General features: G+C 73.5%; 21 protein-coding genes. 8 read left to right on the top strand and 13 right to left on the bottom strand.

Annotated features, from left to right (window positions below; genetic code table 11):
• Positions 1-108 precede the first annotated feature (108 nt).
• Complete coding sequence (gene mce, locus OIM89_RS07575; protein ID WP_030695651.1) at positions 109-549, bottom strand: methylmalonyl-CoA epimerase; 441 nt, start codon at positions 547-549, stop codon at positions 109-111.
• Between the two features lie 143 nt (positions 550-692).
• Between mce and OIM89_RS07570 the strand changes: the two genes are divergently transcribed.
• Positions 693-1,895: an acetyl-CoA C-acetyltransferase gene (locus OIM89_RS07570; RefSeq protein WP_030695652.1), complete on the top strand. Its 1,203-nt coding sequence runs from the start codon at positions 693-695 to the stop codon at positions 1,893-1,895.
• A gap of 90 nt (positions 1,896-1,985) precedes the next feature.
• On the top strand, positions 1,986-2,966 hold the full coding sequence (gene meaB / locus OIM89_RS07565; protein WP_047467210.1) for a methylmalonyl Co-A mutase-associated GTPase MeaB: 981 nt from the start codon (positions 1,986-1,988) through the stop codon (positions 2,964-2,966).
• 21 nt (positions 2,967-2,987) lie between these two features.
• On the opposite strand, the gene OIM89_RS07560 is transcribed toward meaB, so the two are convergent.
• The 3 genes from OIM89_RS07560 to OIM89_RS07550 are packed head-to-tail and all read right to left on the bottom strand — an operon-like array spanning position 2,988 to position 5,565.
• On the bottom strand, positions 2,988-4,901 hold the full coding sequence (locus OIM89_RS07560; RefSeq protein WP_226964421.1) for an FUSC family protein: 1,914 nt from the start codon (positions 4,899-4,901) through the stop codon (positions 2,988-2,990).
• Positions 4,898-5,272, bottom strand: a complete 375-nt coding sequence (locus OIM89_RS07555; protein WP_047467208.1) for a fluoride efflux transporter FluC — start codon at positions 5,270-5,272, stop codon at positions 4,898-4,900. The genes OIM89_RS07560 and OIM89_RS07555 overlap by 4 nt, the downstream gene beginning before the upstream one ends.
• The gene (locus OIM89_RS07550) at positions 5,272-5,565 is read right to left on the bottom strand and encodes a CrcB family protein (RefSeq protein WP_324256133.1); all 294 of its coding nucleotides are present in this window, start codon (positions 5,563-5,565) and stop codon (positions 5,272-5,274) included. Before OIM89_RS07550 ends, OIM89_RS07555 begins: the two co-directional genes overlap by 1 nt.
• A 45-nt stretch (positions 5,566-5,610) precedes the next feature.
• On the opposite strand from OIM89_RS07550, the gene OIM89_RS07545 reads away from it, so the two are divergent.
• Both OIM89_RS07545 and OIM89_RS07540 read left to right on the top strand, forming a co-directional pair.
• Entirely contained in the window at positions 5,611-5,877 is a 267-nt protein-coding gene (locus OIM89_RS07545) for a hypothetical protein (RefSeq protein WP_226965650.1), read from the top strand.
• Between the two features lie 26 nt (positions 5,878-5,903).
• Positions 5,904-7,256 (top strand): ammonium transporter, encoded by a 1,353-nt coding sequence (locus OIM89_RS07540; RefSeq protein ID WP_047467195.1) that lies wholly within the window; start codon positions 5,904-5,906, stop codon positions 7,254-7,256.
• Positions 7,257-7,346: 90 nt separating this feature from the next.
• Here the strand turns inward: OIM89_RS07540 and OIM89_RS07535 are convergent, their stop codons facing one another.
• From OIM89_RS07535 to OIM89_RS07525, 3 genes are all read right to left on the bottom strand, one after another.
• Entirely contained in the window at positions 7,347-8,234 is an 888-nt protein-coding gene (locus OIM89_RS07535) for a hypothetical protein (protein WP_226964422.1), read from the bottom strand.
• Positions 8,235-8,366: 132 nt separating this feature from the next.
• Positions 8,367-9,020 (bottom strand): hypothetical protein, encoded by a 654-nt coding sequence (locus OIM89_RS07530; protein WP_047467193.1) that lies wholly within the window; start codon positions 9,018-9,020, stop codon positions 8,367-8,369.
• Between the two features lie 164 nt (positions 9,021-9,184).
• Positions 9,185-9,838, bottom strand: coding sequence for a PepSY domain-containing protein (locus tag OIM89_RS07525; RefSeq protein WP_195730349.1), 654 nt, complete (start codon positions 9,836-9,838; stop codon positions 9,185-9,187).
• A 120-nt stretch (positions 9,839-9,958) separates the two neighbouring features.
• Here OIM89_RS07525 and OIM89_RS07520 point away from each other — a divergent pair, with 120 nt between their 5' ends.
• Both OIM89_RS07520 and OIM89_RS07515 read left to right on the top strand, forming a co-directional pair.
• Positions 9,959-10,624, top strand: coding sequence for a response regulator transcription factor (locus OIM89_RS07520; RefSeq protein ID WP_030695669.1), 666 nt, complete (start codon positions 9,959-9,961; stop codon positions 10,622-10,624).
• Complete coding sequence (locus OIM89_RS07515; protein ID WP_047467188.1) at positions 10,621-12,048, top strand: ATP-binding protein; 1,428 nt, start codon at positions 10,621-10,623, stop codon at positions 12,046-12,048. Before OIM89_RS07520 ends, OIM89_RS07515 begins: the two co-directional genes overlap by 4 nt.
• 9 nt (positions 12,049-12,057) lie before the next feature.
• On the opposite strand, the gene OIM89_RS07510 is transcribed toward OIM89_RS07515, so the two are convergent.
• The 6 genes from OIM89_RS07510 to OIM89_RS07485 form a co-directional block, all read right to left on the bottom strand.
• Positions 12,058-12,735 carry a hydrolase gene (locus OIM89_RS07510; RefSeq protein WP_254642633.1) on the bottom strand — a complete coding sequence of 226 codons (678 nt, stop codon included), beginning with the start codon at positions 12,733-12,735 and terminating at the stop codon, positions 12,058-12,060.
• Positions 12,736-12,896: 161 nt separating this feature from the next.
• Positions 12,897-13,238: a GNAT family N-acetyltransferase gene (locus tag OIM89_RS07505; protein ID WP_175457302.1), complete on the bottom strand. Its 342-nt coding sequence runs from the start codon at positions 13,236-13,238 to the stop codon at positions 12,897-12,899.
• Positions 13,239-13,294: 56 nt separating this feature from the next.
• Entirely contained in the window at positions 13,295-13,771 is a 477-nt protein-coding gene (locus OIM89_RS07500) for a MarR family winged helix-turn-helix transcriptional regulator (RefSeq protein ID WP_047467182.1), read from the bottom strand.
• A gap of 116 nt (positions 13,772-13,887) precedes the next feature.
• On the bottom strand, positions 13,888-14,601 hold the full coding sequence (locus OIM89_RS07495; protein ID WP_047467180.1) for an AIM24 family protein: 714 nt from the start codon (positions 14,599-14,601) through the stop codon (positions 13,888-13,890).
• On the bottom strand, positions 14,598-15,248 hold the full coding sequence (locus OIM89_RS07490; RefSeq protein ID WP_047140313.1) for an AIM24 family protein: 651 nt from the start codon (positions 15,246-15,248) through the stop codon (positions 14,598-14,600). Before OIM89_RS07490 ends, OIM89_RS07495 begins: the two co-directional genes overlap by 4 nt.
• The gene (locus OIM89_RS07485) at positions 15,248-15,856 is read right to left on the bottom strand and encodes an AIM24 family protein (RefSeq protein ID WP_229360171.1); all 609 of its coding nucleotides are present in this window, start codon (positions 15,854-15,856) and stop codon (positions 15,248-15,250) included. The genes OIM89_RS07490 and OIM89_RS07485 overlap by 1 nt, the downstream gene beginning before the upstream one ends.
• 241 nt (positions 15,857-16,097) lie before the next feature.
• Between OIM89_RS07485 and OIM89_RS07480 the strand changes: the two genes are divergently transcribed.
• Both OIM89_RS07480 and OIM89_RS07475 read left to right on the top strand, forming a co-directional pair.
• Positions 16,098-16,460 (top strand): DUF3817 domain-containing protein, encoded by a 363-nt coding sequence (locus OIM89_RS07480; RefSeq protein ID WP_047467177.1) that lies wholly within the window; start codon positions 16,098-16,100, stop codon positions 16,458-16,460.
• On the top strand, positions 16,457-16,750 hold the full coding sequence (locus tag OIM89_RS07475) for an MTH1187 family thiamine-binding protein (RefSeq protein WP_047467176.1): 294 nt from the start codon (positions 16,457-16,459) through the stop codon (positions 16,748-16,750). The genes OIM89_RS07480 and OIM89_RS07475 overlap by 4 nt, the downstream gene beginning before the upstream one ends.
• The last annotated feature ends 87 nt before the right edge of the window (positions 16,751-16,837 follow it).

Genomic DNA, 16,837 nt, shown 5'->3' with positions numbered 1-16,837 from the left:
CGGACTGCCGCCCGGCGCTGCCGCTCTGAAACCCGGACCCCGGCCCGGCGGCCGTCCGCGTGGAAGCGACGGCCGCCCCCCAACCCTACCGGCCAATCAGGTGTCCGATCAGTGCTCCGCCGACTCCTCGGGTGCGGAGGTGACGAGTTCGGTCAGTACGCCGTGGCAGTCCTTGGGGTGCAGGAAGGTGATCCGGGACCCCATGGAGCCCTTCCGGGGCTCGTCGTAGAGGACCCGGACGCCCTTGTCACGGATGGAGGCGGCGTCCTGGTCGACGTCGGCGGTGCCGAAGGCGATGTGGTGCACGCCCTCGCCGTTCTTGGCCAGCCACTTGCCCACCGCCGAGTCCTCGCGGGTGGGCTCCAGGAGCTGGAGGTAGGAGGCGCCTCCGTCGGAGGTCTCGTTGATCTTCAGCATGGCCTCCCGCACGCCCTGTTCCTCGTTGACCTCGGTGTGGAACACCTCGAAGCCGTAGGTGGAGCGGTAGAACTCGACGGTGGCGTCGAGGTCGTGGCAGGCGATTCCGATGTGGTCGATACGCGTCAGCATGGAGCCAGTGCAGCGCGCCCGGCCCGGTTACGCAACGTGCGCGCGATCACACCGTAAGCCCGGTGACCCCGGGGCGTACCGCTCAGTACATTGACGTAAACCCTCGTTCACTTCGCACCACCGATGCAAAGGGGCCCACGGCCATGACTGGAACCCAGAGCACCACCTCCGTGATCGTCGCCGGCGCGCGCACGCCCATGGGGCGGCTCCTCGGCTCGCTCAAGTCCTTCTCCGGAGCCGACCTCGGCTCGTTCGCGATCAAGGCGGCTCTGGACCGGGCCGGGATCGGCGGCGACCAGGTCCAGTACGTGATCATGGGCCAGGTGCTGACGGCCGGCGCCGGCCAGATCCCCGCCCGCCAGGCCGCCGTCAAGGCCGGCATCCCGATGAACGTGCCCGCGCTCACCATCAACAAGGTGTGTCTCTCGGGCCTGGACGCCATCGCCCTCGCCGACCAGCTGATCCGCGCCGGTGAGTTCGACGTGGTGGTCGCGGGCGGCCAGGAGTCCATGACCAACGCCCCGCACCTGCTGCCCAAGTCCCGCGAGGGCTACAAGTACGGCGCCGTCGAGATGCTCGACGCGATGGCCCACGACGGGCTCACCGACTCCTTCGAGAACATCGCGATGGGCGAGTCGACCGAGAAGCACAACACCCGCCTCGGCATCGCCCGCCCCGAGCAGGACGAGATCGCCGCCCTCTCCCACCAGCGCGCCGCCGCCGCCCAGAAGAACGGCGTCTTCGAGGCCGAGATCACCCCGGTGGAGATCCCGCAGCGCAAGGGCGACCCGGTCCTCTTCGCCAAGGACGAGGGCATCCGCGCCGAGACGACCGCCGAGTCCCTCGGCAAGCTGCGCCCCGCCTTCGCCAAGGACGGCACCATCACCGCCGGCTCCTCCTCGCAGATCTCCGACGGCGCCGCCGCCGTCGTGGTCATGAGCAAGGCCAAGGCGGAGGAGCTGGGACTGGAGTGGATCGCCGAGATCGGCGCCCACGGTAATGTCTCCGGCCCCGACAACTCCCTCCAGTCGCAGCCCTCCAACGCCATCGCGCACGCCCTGAAGAAGGACGGCCTGACGGTCGAGGACCTCGACGTGATCGAGATCAACGAGGCGTTCGCCGCGGTCGCCGTCCAGTCCATGAAGGACCTCGGCGTCACCTCCGAGAAGGTCAACGTCAACGGCGGCGCCATCGCGCTCGGCCACCCCATCGGCATGTCCGGCGCCCGCCTCGTCCTCCACCTCGCCCTGGAGCTGAAGCGGCGCGGCGGCGGTGTCGGCGCGGCCGCGCTGTGCGGCGGTGGCGGCCAGGGCGACGCCCTGATCGTCCGCGTTCCCAAGAGCTGAACCCCGGCGCGGCCCGGTCCCCTGTGCGAGGGGCCGGGCCGCGCTTCTGACGGGACCCGAAGTCGCCGTACGTCGTGAACGGAGCAGCCCATGCAGGACGTCCCCGCCCTCGTCGCCCAGGCCAGGGAGGGCAGGCCGCGGGCCGTGGCCCGGCTGATCTCGCTGGTCGAGGGGGCCTCGCCGCAACTGCGGGACGTCATGGCCGCACTCGCCCCGCTCACCGGCAACGCCTACGTCGTCGGGCTCACCGGCTCGCCCGGCGTCGGCAAGTCGACCACCACCTCGGCGCTGGTCAGCGCCTACCGGGCGGCCGGGAAGCGGGTCGCGGTGCTCGCCGTCGACCCGTCCTCGCCGTTCTCCGGCGGCGCGCTGCTCGGCGACCGCATCCGGATGTCGGACCACGCCTCCGACCCCGGGGTCTACATCCGCTCCATGGCCACCCGCGGCCACCTCGGCGGGCTCGCCTGGGCCGCGCCGCAGGCGATCCGCGTGCTGGACGCGGCCGGGTTCGACGTGGTCCTCGTCGAGACCGTCGGCGTCGGGCAGTCCGAGGTGGAGATCGCGGCGCAGGCCGACACCAGCGTGGTGCTGCTGGCGCCCGGCATGGGGGACGGCATCCAGGCGGCCAAGGCGGGAATCCTGGAGATCGGTGACCTGTACGTGGTCAACAAGGCCGACCGGGACGGGGCCGACGCCACCGCGCGGGAGCTGAACCACATGCTCGGGCTCGGGGAGGCGCGGGCCGCAGGGGACTGGCGGCCGCCGATCGTGAAGACCGTGGCCGCCAAGGGAGTGGGGGTCGACGACCTGGTCGACGCCCTGGAGAAGCACCGGGGGTGGATGGAGGAGCGGGGGGTGCTGGCCGAGCGGCGGGTTGCCCGGGCCGCTCGGGAGGTCGAGACGATCGCGGTGACCGCTCTGCGGTCGCGGATCGCCGATCTCTCCGGGGACGCGCGCACCGGGGCGCTGGCCGCGCAGGTCGTCGGGGGTGAGCTTTCGCCGTATGCGGCGGCGGACGTGCTGCTCGACGCGATCGCGCCGGCCGGCGGATCCGGCGGTGCGGCCGGCTGAGCCGCGGTGCGGCCCCGTGCTTCACGCCTGGGGCGCGGGCCGCGCCAACGCGCGGTGCAGGTCGGCGAGCCGGGCGCTCAGTTCCGGATCGGCGGCGGGCGCCGGGGCCGTCGGCCGACCGGTGGACAGGGCCTGGCGCAGGGCGGGTGAGCCAGGCAGGCCCGCACGGGCGGCTTGTGCCAGGGTGCCCACTTCGGCGGCGGCGCGGAGGGCCTCGTCCGGGGCGGGCGGCGCGGGCGGGGCCGCCAGGACCCAGACGAGCAGGCGGCGCACGGCCAGCAGCGCGGGCCACAGGCGGTCGGCCGTCCCGGTGGAGCGGATCTCCTCGGCCGGGACCGCGTCGTACATGGTCCACAGGTCGGCGACGGCCTGCCACGCGGCTGCCTCGGAGCGCGGCTCCGCCTTCCCGGCCCGCAGGCGCTCCCGCAACGCCGAACCGGTCGCCGCTACCGCACCGTGGACCGCCGCGGTCACCCGCCGACGCGGAATGCCCGGCACCAGCAGGGCGGTGGCCACGCCGAGACCGAGACCGAGACCGAGATCCAGCAGGCGGTACGCGGCGAGGGTGCCGAGTCCCGGTCCGCCGCGGGACGCGGCATCGACGATCAGCAGGGCGACCGGGGTGCTGAACAGCATCCGGGCGAAGAGCGAGGTGGGCGGCACAGCACGCGACAGACCGTGCGCGGCCGTGGCCAGCCCGACAGTCACCCCGACGCCGGGCTCGTACGAGTGGAAGACCGCGGCGGTGACCCCCACACCCACCACCGTTCCGGCCAGCCGGGTCCCTGCCCGCTGCCCGGGGCGCCGCCCCGGGCCGCCCTGGAGCGCCGCTGCCGCCCCGACCGCCACCCAGGCCGGGTGGAGGACCGGCACGAAGGCCGCGATGGTGGTGCCGACCGCGACCGCGAGACCCACCCGCAGTGCGACAGCCGGGTACGGCGACGAGAGCGCGGACAGCCGCCGCAGCCCGGCGCCGGGACTTCCGCGCGGCGGAAGCGGCGTGGGCCATCGCGCGGCGGGCTCCGACGGCGCGCGCCCGTCCTCGGCAGCCGTCGGCATGGACCCTGGTCCGGGGAGGTGCCCGGCGCGTACCCGACCGGCTGCCTCCGAGAGCCGGTGCGGCCACCGGCCGGGGAGGGCGGCGCCACCCCCGCCGAGACTCTGTTCCACCACGGTGAGAACGCCTTCGAGCCGGATCAGCAGCGCGTGCAGCGCCAGTTGCCGGGCGTCCGGCGGGTGCGGCCGCCACCCCTTCCGGGTGTCGTCCAAGGCCGTCCAGGCCCGGTGGAGTGAGGCGCAGGCCCGGCGATGGGCGTCGGCGGACGAGCCCTCGGGCCGGCCGGGCCCGGCCTCGCCCACCACGCGGGCGAAGGCCGCGACCTCCTCCAGCGCGGCGGCGGCCGCGCGCTGTTCCGGCCGGTGCCGGGGGGAGCGCCGACCGACGGAGTTGAACAGCCAGGCGCAGGCGGCTCCGAGGGCGACCAGGCCCGAGCGGAGCGCGGCCTCGGTCAGGTCGGCGGGGGGCAGGAAGGCGGCCAGGGCGGCGACGAGGAGGACGAAGTAGCCTCCGGGGCCGCTCAGACGCAGGGTGTCGACGAAGAGGGTGGCCGCCGCGGTCACCAGGGAGAGCACCACCACCATCGCCCAGGTGTGCCCCGCCGCCAGTGAACCGGCGAAGAAGGCGAGCACGAACCCGCCGCCCAGCAGCGCGGTCAGCAGGGCCCGCCGCGGACGGGGGTCGCGGGTCCCGTAGGCGTCGAGGTAGCAGCCCATCGCGGCGAAGGCGCCGTACTCCGCGCCCGCCACCGCGGTGACGCTTCCGAAGGCGAGCGCGAACGCGAACAGGGCCCGGACGGCGCGACCCCGGTCGAGCGTGGGTGGCCGGGGCAGTCGGCGCAGCCCGCGCCGGAGCGCGCCTTCCGGGCGCGGGATCACCAGATCGCCTGGGCGAGCGCCCCGCCCGCGAACGACAGGCCGAGACCGAGGGCGACCGTGACCAGCAGATAGCCGCCGGCCCCGGCGACCCGTCTGGCGTCCGTCAGGGCCAGCACCTCCTTGGAGAAGGTGGACCAGGTGGAGAGCGCGCCGCAGAAACCGGTGGACAGCAGCGCCTGCCCGGCTGTGCCGAGCGCGCCCTCGGTCCCGGCCTCGACGAGGAAGCCCAGGAGCAGGGCGGCGGCCATGTTGGCCAGGAAGGTGCCCCAGTGGAAGGAGGAGGGCAGACGGGTGCGGGCCGCCAGGCCGATCAGGTAGCGGGTGGGCGCGCCGACGGCACCGCCGGCCAGGACCAGGAACCACTCACCCATCAGGCACCGCCCTCGTGCTTGTTCTCCGTGACCCCGCCGGTGAGCACCAGGCGGGTCATCGCCACCCCGAGGACGATGCCCACCATGCAGGCGGCGACCGTCAGGAACAGGTAGCCGACGGCCGTCAGCGGCTGGCCGTTCTCGATGAGCCGCCGGGTGTCGTCGCTGTACGACGAGAACGTGGTGAACCCGCCGAGCACTCCGGTGCCCAGCATCGGGTTGAGGAGCCGGGGGGCGCCGGTGAACCGCTCCTTGAGCGCGATGGTCAGCACTCCCATGAGGAAGCAGCCCACGACGTTGACCAGCAGCGTCGTCCAAGGGAAGGCGGCCGTGCCCTGGTGCCACAGGAGGGAGGCGTCGGAGCCGTTGCGCTCTACGTGATCAGCCCCCGGCGGCCCGCCCGGGAGATCGCCGACACCCTGCACGGGTCGCTGGAGGGCGCCGACGTGCTGCACGGCGCCAGCGTCCTGCCCGACGAGTGCGGGGCCTGGACCCGGATCCTCGGCCGCGAGCAGCCCAGCGTCACAGCGGCGGTCCACGCGGCCTGGGACGCGGTACGCCGCCTGCTCCTCGGTCATCCCGCCCCCGACCTGCGGAAGCAGTAGGTCCCGTCGATCAGGAGACCCCGTCCATGATCACCGCCCTCGCACCCATGCCTCCGGCCTACGACTCGGGCGACACCGCCTGGATGTTGGCGGCCGCGGCGATGGTGCTGCTGATGACACCGGCTCTCGCCTTCTTCTACGGGGGCATGGTCAGGACCAAGCACGTCCTGGTGATGCTCAAGATGAGCTTCGCCTCGCTGTGCTTCGTGACCATCCTCTGGTTCCTCGTCGGGTACTCGCTCGCCTTCGGCCCGGACGTCGGAGGCGTGGGCCTGATCGGCAACCTCGACCACGCCCTCATGCGGGACATCGAGCCGAACACCCTGACCGGCTCGATCCCGACGTACATCTACGCCACCTTCCAGATGGGCTTCGCCATCGTCACCGTGGCGCTGATCAGCGGGTCGATCGCCGGCCGGGCGACGATGCGGGGATGGCTGGTCTTCTCGGCGCTCTGGCTGCTGTGCGTGTACGTGCCGCTCGCCCACTGGGTCTTCGACACGGACCACGGGTGGATCTCGCACCACCTCGGGGCGCTCGACTTCGCCGGCGGCCTGCCGGTGGAGCTGAACTCAGGGATCGCCGGGCTGGCCGCCGCCCTGGTCGTCAGGGGGCCCCGGGACTTCCGCCGCCAGGAACCGCGCCCCAACAACATTCCGCTGGTCATGATCGGTGTGGCCCTGCTGTGGTTCGGCTGGCTGGCCTTCAACGCCGGTTCGGCCGTCCGCGACACCGGCACCGCCGCGACCGCGTTCATCAACACCCAGCTCGGCGCGGCCGGCGCCATGGTCACCTGGCCGCTGGTGGAGTACTGGCGCACCCGCAGGGTGACCATGATGGGGGTCGGCTCGGCGGCCGTCGCCGGCATGGTCGCCATCACCCCGGCCTGTGGTGAGGTCGACCCCGTCGGCGCGCTGATCACCGGCCTGGTCGCCGGCCTCGTCTGTGCCTTCGCCGTCACCCTGAAGTACCGCATCAACGTCGACGACACCCTCGACGTGGTCGGCGTGCACGGTGCCGGCGGTCTGGTCGGCCTGATCATGGTCGGCTTCTTCGCCACCGAGGGCGTCGCGGGCAAGGAGGGGGTCTTCTACGGCGGCGGCGGTTCCCTCCTGTGGCGCCAGATCGTGGCCATCCTCGCGGTCGCGGCCTTCTCCTTCGTCGTCACCTGGGTCATCGCCAAGGTGGTGGACATGGTCGTCGGCTTCTCCGACAAGGAGGCGTACCGCTCGGTGCCGGGCGCGGACGAGGAACGGGCCTACGACCTCCGTACCACCCAGCAGCTGGACGCCCTGGCCGGCTCCGGCGGCCGGGGTGGTCTCGACGAGCGCACGCTCACCGAGATCCGCCGGCTCCTGCGCGACAACCGCGAGGGCTGAACCGCAGCGGTGAACGGCCCGTCCACCGGATTCCCATCCGGTGGCACGGGCCGTCCGGCGTCCCCGGCCTCGCGGGCGGGGGCGCGCTGGCTACTCGATGGTGCTCGGCGTGGGGGCGGGGGTCCGTCCTGCCCGGACCTCCTGGAGCCGGTGGGCGCCCTGCTGCACCGCGTTCTCGGTGGTGGAGGGGTCCGCCCCGCCCACGCCGCCGTTCATGACCGTGAAGGCGTCCGTGCCCATCCGCACCGCGGCGACGTCCAGGCTGAGCGTGACCGGCTGGCCGTCGCTCTCCCCCTTCACCCGCACGGACAGCCCCTGCCGGGCCTCGCCCACCTTGGGCAGTGAGGAGGCGACCACCTCGACACTGCGCCTGCCACCGCCCTCGCCGGTGAGGGTGAACGTGTCACAGGACTCCGGGAGCGCGCCGAGCCACTTCATCGACTTCTCCAGATCCGTGCTGTCGTAGGCGCCGACCTGGTAGAGCAGACGCTGCTCGCCCTGCTGGAACCCGGCGAGCGCGGACGGCCCCGAGGGCTCGCCGAGGAGCGTGTCGTCGTACAGGGCGTCCACCAGACGCTGGCACTCCTCGGCGTCGCTCTTGCCGGTGAGGAACTCGGCCACGTCCACCTGGCCGAGGAGCAGGGAGTCCCGCCAGGACTGCGGGTCCTTCGCCTTGCTCCACTGCTCCTCGATGTCCGCCTCGGTGATCAGTGCCTCGCGGGCGCTCTTCTCCGTCAGCTTCGCCGAGGGGGAGGGGGAAGGGGAGTTCTCGGCCTGGCGTGCCGGGGCTGCGGTCTCCCGGGCGGCCGGGGCGCCCTGGTCCCCGGAGCAGGCGGCGGTGGCCAGGAGCGTTCCGGCGGCCGCACAAGCGGCCAGGAGGCGGGGTGCGGTGCGTCCCCCGCGTACGCTCCGGGGCCGGACCGGGGCGGGGGCAGGCGAGCTGGGGGCAGGCGGCAGGGGCGGGCGGTGCGTCGTCATGGGTGCCTTTCCGGGGTGCCGGGTCGCCACCCGGTGACCTGGTGGCCCCGGGCGCCCCCTCCGCACCCCATCGCACCACCGTCCGGCCCCGCCGACCAGCAGGGCGCGGCCGGACAGGGGAGGCGCGCCCGGTCAGAGGGACGCCTCCGCGATGTCCTCGTGCAGCCGTGCCATCACCTCGCCGGTCTCGGCCAGTCCGGGGGAGGGCGAGTCGGCGGCCGAGACCGCGTCGCGCAGCCACCGGCTCGTCGCGAGCCCCAGGCTCCGTGCCTCCTCGGCGTCGTGGTCGAAGAGCTGCCGTTCGAGACGGGAGGAGATGTCGGTGAGGGTCTCGGCGTTGGTGGCGGGTGGCAGCACGCCGCGCAACTCGTCGGGAAGGCCGTGCGCGAGCCGGAAGTCGCGGACCGCCGTGACGACGTCCGGGTTGTCGGTGTACCGGTCCAGGCTGTCCGCCAGCACCAGAAGCCGGGCCGTCAGCCGGGGCAGGCCTGTGTGGCCGTCCAGCCACTCCAGGAGCTCGCGTTCGCCGCCGAGCCGCTCGGAGAGGAGGTCCAGCCGCTCCAGGGCGCGGGTGGGAAGGGACCAGCGCAGCGGGAGCGTCTTGGCGACCTCCTCCGCCAGCCGGGCCTCGTCGGCCGGGTCAAGCCCCTCCTCCACGAAGCGGAGCACCAGGGGCCCCTCCATGCCGAACGAGATCGGTTCGCCCTTTTGCTCGGCGCCGGGTGAGGCGTCCGTGGGCCGGTGCAGCAGCTTCTCCCTGAACTTCCCCAGTGGCGTTCTGTGCACGACATCCTCCCGGTGGCCCCCTGGTGCCTCCCCGGGGGCCGGTCTCCGGGACCCGTCGGGGGCGGACGCCGGCCCGTGGCTTCGGCGCGCCAGGACGACCGCGCTCCTCACTGTGCCGCCGGGCGCGCCGGGACGCGCGCCCGGTGGGCCGCCCGGGTGGACGCTCAGCCCTCGCGGGAGGCGCGCGGGGTGTCCAGCGGAACGGTCCAGTCGGCCTCGCCGACCTCGACCTCCCAGCGCCCGTCGTCGAACTCGACCGAGGTCACGGCGCCGTCGACGGCGGCCGCGGCGTCCCGGGCGGAGACCTTGGCGCCCTGGACGGCCTTCAGCTCCGCCGCCGCGTCGTCCTCGTCCCGGTCGGTCTCGGTTCGGACGACCTTGCCGGTGGTCGAGTCGACGTCGATCTCGTGGACGGTGGAGCCGCCGGTGGCGACCTCGACCTCCCAGCGGCGGTCCCCGTCGTCGTCCAGGTCGGCCGAGAGGACCGTCCCGGAGGTGTGCTTCAGCGCCGCCGCGATGGCCTGCGCCGCGGTGACGTTCCCCGGGCCGGCCGCGGCGCCCTTGTCGTCCCGCCGGTCGTCCTGGTCGTCGTCGCGCCGGTCGTCGCGGTCGTCCTCGTCCCTCGCGTCCCGGTCGTCGTCCCGGTCGTCGTCCCGGTCGGCCGGGGCGGCGGACTCCTGGCCGGAGACGAGGCTGACGCGGTCGGCGGGGGAGGCGGTGGCGGGGGCGTCGTCGCCGGAGCTGACGGCGACCGCGGCAGCCCCTCCGCCGATCACGGCGACGGCGGTCAGGGCGGCGATGACGGCATTGCGCTTCATGGCGGGTTCCTCCCGAAAGGCAGTGGTCTGCGGTACGGACAACACTGTGGCCCACGGAGGCTGAAGCCTCGCTGAAGCAGCCTGAAGCGGGCTTCAGGTTGGCTCTGCGAGTCTTGGCGCATGCGCCTGTTGATCGTGGAGGACGAGAAGCGGCTGGCCCTGTCCCTGGCGAAGGGACTGACCGCCGAGGGATACGCCGTGGACGTCGTCCATGACGGGCTGGAGGGACTGCACCGGGCCAGCGAGAGCCCGTACGACCTGCTGGTCCTGGACATCATGCTGCCCGGCATGAACGGCTACCGGGTGTGCGCCGCCCTGCGCGCCGCCGGGAACGACGTGCCGATCCTGATGCTGACCGCCAAGGACGGCGAGTACGACGAGGCCGAGGGGCTCGACACGGGCGCCGACGACTACCTGACCAAGCCCTTCAGCTACGTGGTGCTGGTCGCCCGGGTGCGGGCCCTGCTGCGCCGCCGCGCGGGTGCCGGCGCCTCCCCGGTGCACACGGTGGGCGGGCTGCGCGTGGACACGGCCGCCCGGCGGGTGCAGCGGGACGGCGAGGAGGTCGCGCTGACCGCCAAGGAGTTCGCGGTGCTGGAGCAACTGGTGCTGCGCGCGGGCCAGGTGGTCTCCAAGGCCGACATCCTGGAACACGTCTGGGACTTCGCCTACGACGGCGACCCCAACATCGTCGAGGTCTACGTCAGTGCCCTGCGCCGCAAGCTCGGCGCCCAGGCCATCCGTACCGTGCGCGGCATGGGGTACCGCCTGGAGGCCGGCCGGTGAAGCGGCTCTTCGGCTCGGTACGGGCCCAGGCGACCATCGGCGCGACCCTGGTGGTGGCCGTCGCGCTGATCGCGGCCGGCACCGCGGTCCTGCTGTCGCTGCGCTCCAACCTCATCCAGGAGGCCGCCGCCCAGGCCGACGCCACCGCCCGCCAGGTCGCCTCGAAGGTGGCCGCGCGCACCGCGTACGAGGACCTGGACCTGCCCGACGACGAGGACCGGCCCGTCCAGGTGGTCGACTCCAAGGGCCGCCTGCTCGCCGTCAGCGACGACCTGGAGCGGATCAGCGGGACCGGCACCGACGCGGTCCGGCCCGACCCCGAGGCGCTGCGCGAGCCGGGCGGCGGGAACGACGACGATGACGACGGGGAGCGGCTGGAGGCCGGGGAGATCTCCGACGAGGTCGAGCGTGGCGAGGGCACCGCCACCGTCGACGGCCACACCGCCGACTACCGCTTCTCGGCGGTCGAGGTGGAGAACGACGACGACCGCCTCACCGTCTGGGCCGGTGCCCCGCTCGCCGCCGAGCAGGGCGCGGTGAGCACCGCGCAGACCGTCATGCTGATCGGCCTGCCGCTGCTGCTCGTGGTGGTCGCCGGGGTCACCTGGGGCGTGACCGGACGCGCCCTGAAGCCGGTGGAGGGCATCCGCCGCGAGATGGCCGCCATCACCGCCTCGGAGGATCTGGGGCGCCGGGTCCCCGAGCCCTCCACCCACGACGAGGTGGCCCGCCTCGCCCGCACCACCAACGCCACCCTCACCGCCCTGGAGGCTTCCGTCGAGCGCCAGCGCAGCTTTGTCGCCGACGCCTCGCACGAGCTGCGCAGCCCCATCGCCTCCCTCCGCACCCAGCTGGAGGTCGGCCTCGCCCACCCCGAACTGCTGGACGTCGAGGGCGCCGTGCAGGACACCGTACGGCTCCAGGCGCTCGCCGCCGACCTGCTGCTGCTGGCCAGGCTGGACGCGGGGGAGCGGCCCACCGGCGGGCGGCTGGACCTCGGGGCGCTGGTCCGCGAGGAGGTCTCGCAACGGGTCGGCGACCGGCTGCCGGTGACCGTGCACGGCCGGGCCGGGCTGGAGGTGGCCGGATCGCGCGGCCAGCTCGCCCGGGTCGTCGGCAACCTGGTCGACAACGCCCAGCGGCACGCCGTCTCCCGGGTCGAGGTGCGGGTGCGCGCGGACGGGCCCGAGGCGGTCGTCTCGGTCGCCGACGACGGGGCCGGGGTGCCCGCGCCGGAACGGGAGCGGATCTTCGAGCGGTTCGTCCGCCTCGACGACGCCCGCAGCCGCGACGACGGCGGCGCCGGTCTCGGCCTCGCCATCGCCCGCGACGTGGCGGCCCGGCACGGGGGCACCCTGCGCGTCCGCGAGGCCGCCGAGGGAGGCGCCCTCTTCGAGCTGCGGCTGCCCCGGCTGGCGGCCTAGGGCTGGGGGCTACTTGGCCGCCTGGTCGGCCCGGTCCCAGGCCAGCATCTGGTAGATGTACTCGGCGCCGAGCCCGTAGGTGCCGCCGTGCGCGCGGGCCAGGTCGCCCACGGCCGAGGCGGTCTCGGAGCGGGCCCAGTCGCGCTGGAGCTCCAGCAGGTACTGCAGCCAGGTCAGCGGCTGTGCCCCGGCCTGCACCAGGCGCTGCACCGCCCGCTCGTGCGCCTCGGCGCTGACCCCGCCGCAGGCGTCGGTGACCACGTAGACCTGGTGGCCCTCGTCCAGCGCGCAGAGCGCCGGGGCGACCACGCAGACCTCCGTCCACAGGCCGGCGAGGACCAGTTTGCGGCGGCCGGTGGCGAGGTAGCGGTCGCGGACGCGCGGGTCCTCCCAGGCGTTCATGGTGGTGCGGTCGATCCACCCGGAGGTGTCCGGGAACGCCTCGCGCACGCCCCGGAAGAGCGGCCCGCTGAAGTGCCGTTCCATCACCGTGGTGACGATGGCCGGCACCCCGAAGAGCACGGCGGTCTTCGCCAGCCCCGTGACGTTGTTGAGGACCACCTCCATCGGGTGCGAGGCGACCGCGAACCCCATCTGGCTCTCGTGGTCGATCAGCATCAGGGCGTGGTCGTCGGGGGTCAGCAGCTTGGGCGAGGGGGTGACGGGGCCGGTGGTCTCGTCGGCCATGGGGGGCTCTCCCTCCGGTCGGGCGGTGGCCGGTCCGGGTGGCTCGGCGGTGGGCGGGTCGTGGCGCACCTCGTAGCTGACGGTGATGCCGTCGCCCTCGGGGGAGTGGGCCGCCGGGTCCGGCAGCCGGTCCGGGCCGGGGCGCTCCTCGGGCCCGGAGGTCACCGGGTCCCGCCGTCCGCGGCCCGGCTCTGCTCGCTGTAGAGCAGGTCCCGGTAGGCGGGGTGGCGGGAGATCCACCCGGCGTAGAAGGGGCAGACCGCGAGGACGGCGGCGCCCTGCTCGCGCGCCTCGTCCAGCGAGTGGCGCACCAGGGCGCCGCCGACGCCCTGGCCCTCGTAGGCCGGGTCGACCTCGGTGTGGACGAAGGCGATGAGCCCGGGCGTACGGATGTACTGGGCGGTGCCCGCGAGCTGCCCGCCGACGCGGGCCTCGTAGCGGTTGACCTCGGTGTCGTCCCGGACGTCGACGGTCTGCGGGTCTGCGGTGGGCGGCTCGCTCATGGGCACCAGCGTGGCCCGGCCGCGGCACCGCCGCGACCGGGACTGGGCCGTGCCGGTCAGCCCCGGGCGGGCCGCTCGCGCAGGTGCTCGGCGACGGGGCCGAGCGCGCGGCTCAGTTCGGCCAGCGCCTCGGGGGAGAGGTGGTCCATGAAGTGGCGGCGCACGGAGGCCACGTGGTGCGGGGCGACCTCCTCCATGGTGCGGGCGCCCTGCTCGGTGAGGACCGCGAACAGCCCGCGCCGGTCGGACTCGCAGTGCTCGCGGCGGACGTGGCCGGCTTTCTCCATCCGGGTGATCTGGTGCGAGAGGCGGCTCTTGGACTGCCGGGTGGCCTCGGCGAGGTCGCTCATCCGCAGCCGCCGGCCCTCGGCCTCGGAGAGGTTGACGAGGATCTCGTAGTCGTTGTTGGTCAGGCCGAACGGCTGGAGGTCCTTCTCCAGCTCGTGCATCAGCAGGCGGCTGACGTCCAGGTGGGTGCGCCAGACGCACTGTTCCGTCTCGCTCAGCCAGCGCGTCGCCGTTTCGGTCTCCATACGTGGATTCTACCTAAAAAGTTGAAAAGCTAACGAATGGGGGATCGGTGAGAGGGGTGGCGAGGTCGGCCCGGGATGCGAGCAGACGTTCGAGATCACACTCCGCAGGGTACCGCTCACCCAGTGGTGGCCTGGCCGGGTCCCGCCCCCGTCGCCCGCTCGGCGAGCACCTTCTCGGTCGACTGGAGCAGCACCGTCCCCGCCCCGCTGAACTCGTACTGGTGCTCCTCCCCGGAGGCCCCGCCCAGCCCCGTCAGCGACCGCACCCCGCCGAGCACCCCGCGCAGATAGCCGTGATCGTAGTGGTGGTACGGCGAGGGGCAGTCCGCCCAGCCCACCAGCGCCTCCGGGTCCACCCTGAGCGGCGGCTCCATGAAGACCACCGGCCCGTTCGAGGCCGCCACGAACTTCCCGGTGCCGATCAGCGTCAGGAAACCGGGGACGATCGACTGCTTGAGGGAGAGGCTCGGCTCGAAGGCGAGCAGGTTGCCCGAGCGGACCGTGAGGTTGCCGTCGTCCAGGTCGAAGGAGTTCACGTCGTACGCCCGGTCGGCCAGGAGCATCTTCCCCGTCCCCTCGGCCACCACCCAGTCCGCCGCGTGCATCGGCGAGTGGAAGGCCGAGCGCACCAGCGCGTCCAGCGGCCCGTACCCGACGCCGTTGAACGACATCTGCCCGTAGTAGGCGATCATCCTGCCCTTCTGGAGGAACCAGCGGCCGCCCGCCAGTTCCACGCAGAAGGTGTACGGGTTGACGTTGTCGTCACCCGGCAGGGTGGCCGGGTCGAAGATTCCCGGGCCGGTCCCGCCGGCCGTCGCGAACGCGCTCACAGCTTCTCCTCCGACGCCTGCACCAGCACCGCCCCGCTCCCCGACAGCTCCAGCTGGAACGCCTCGCCCGAACCCCGGCCGACCATCTCCCGCCAGCCGATCGCCGTCGTCAGCTTGTTCCGTACGTCCCCGTGGTGGGCCACGTACGCCTGCGGGTCGACGTGGACCGGCCGGCCGGGCGCGATCTCCACCTCCACCACGCCGCCGTGGGCCATCACCGCCACCGCGCCGTGCCCGGTCAGCGCCGTGGTGAACAGGCCCTGGCCGGAGACCTGGCCGCGCACCATCCCCCTCACCCCGCCCTGCGAGCCGAGGAAGACGGTCTGCTGGCGAAGGCTCCCCTCGAAGCAGAGCAGCCGGTCCGACTCGACGTACAGCGTGTCCCCGGACAGCTCGACCACCTGCACGTGGTGGCCGCCGTGGCCGAAGAGGACCGTGCCGCTGCCCTCGACCGTCATCAGCGGGGTCGCCTCGTTCGCCACCCGGCGGCCGATCATCGACATCACGCCGCCCTGGCCGCCGCCGATGTCCGGGGTGAAGGAGACCTCGCCCCGGTAGGCCAGCATCGCGCCGCGCTGGCTGTACAGCCGGGTGCCCGGCACCACCGTCGCCTCGATCATCTTGTGGTTGACCTCGCGGAACCCCATCAGAGGTCACCCCCGAACGTCGCCCGCTCGCTCGGCTGCACGTACACCACGCCCTCGCCCTCGAACCGCAGCTGGAACGCCTCGCCGCCGCCCTCCCCGAACAGCGTCCGCACCCCCGCCCCACTCTGGAAACTCCGCCGCACCCCGCCCTGGTGCGCGATGTACGCCCCGGGGTCGACGGTGAGCGGGTACGCCGGACTCACCCGCAGCGCCACCACCGGGCCCGTCGACATCACCGCCGCCTGCCCGGTGCCCTCCACCGTCGTGGTGAAGAGGCCGTCGCCCTGGGCCGCGCCGCCCAGCCCCGCGAACGAGGTTCCCGTCCGCAGCCCGCCCTCCGTGCAGAGCAGGTTCGCCGCCTCCACGTGCAGGGTCTCGCCGGAGAGCTGGACCAGGCTCACGTCCCGGGCGCTGTCCGCGAACCAGACCGTCCCCTCGCCCTTCACCTCCATGACCTCCATCTGCTCCCCGGTCAGGCGGCGGGTCACCATGCCGCGCAGGCCGTTGCCGCCTCCCGTCAGCTTCTTGAACGTCATCCGCCCGTCGTAGGCGACCATCGACCCGTTCTTGGCCCGGACCGTGTCGCCGGTGAGGCGGGCCACCAGCATCGTGCTGCCTTGCAGTCGGAACTCAGCCACGCCACGACCGTAACCGTCCGCCGCCCCCGCGCACAGGCCGCCCGGCGGCGCGGCCCCGGACGACCCCTGGTTCAAGAGCGGGCAAAGGAAGCTGCCACAATGGCACCGGAGCTTGTGCATGCGTTCACAAGATCGCCCGGCATCCGGCTCCGCCGTCCGGCCCGTTCCGTCCGTGCTCTGCCCGGCCCCCGACCTCGAAGGTTGCCCCCTCGTGGACATCAAGACCGCTTCCGCACTCCGCCGCCTGCGCCTCGTCTCGGCCCCCGAGGCCGTCTCGTTCCTGCTGCTGCTCGTCTGCTCGGTGCTCAAGCGCACCACCGACTTCAACGCGGTCCCGGTCATGGGCGCGCTGCACGGACTCCTCTTCGTCCTCTACGTCCTCTTCTGGCTGGACGCCTGGAACCGCGCCAAGTGGTCCTTCGGCCGCGCCGCCCTGTACTTCGCCCTCTCCGTCGTGCCCTTCGGCGGCTTCTTCGCCGAGCGGAAGCTCAAGGAGGAGGCCCAGGGCGCCGTGGACGCGGCGATCGCCGCCCGCGCCCGCCAGGAGCAGAAGCAGGAAGGCGCCACGGCATGATCGTCGCCTTCTCCGTCACCCCGCTCGGCGTCGGTGAGGACGTCGGCGAGTACGTCGCCGACGCCGTCCGCGTCGTCCGCGAATCGGGCCTGCCGAACCGCACCGACGCCATGTTCACCAGCGTCGAAGGCGACTGGGACGAGGTCATGGACGTCGTCAAGCGCGCCGTCGCCGCCGTCGAGGCCCGCGCCCCGCGCGTCTCGGTCGTCATGAAGGCCGACATCCGCCCGGGCGTCACCGGCGGGCTGGTCTCCAAGGTGGAGACGGTGGAGCGGCACCTGGGGGAGTGACCCCAGCGACACGGGCGAGGGCCCGGCCCCGGCGGCAGCACGCCGCCGGGGCCGGGCCCTCGCCCGTGCCCGCGGTTCTCCGGCCTC

The organism is Streptomyces sp. BI87 (assembly GCF_025957665.1).
GTDB lineage: Bacteria > Actinomycetota > Actinomycetes > Streptomycetales > Streptomycetaceae > Streptomyces > Streptomyces albidoflavus.
The sequence above is the reverse complement of the archived record's forward strand: the minus strand, read 5'-3'. Positions and strand labels throughout refer to the sequence as shown.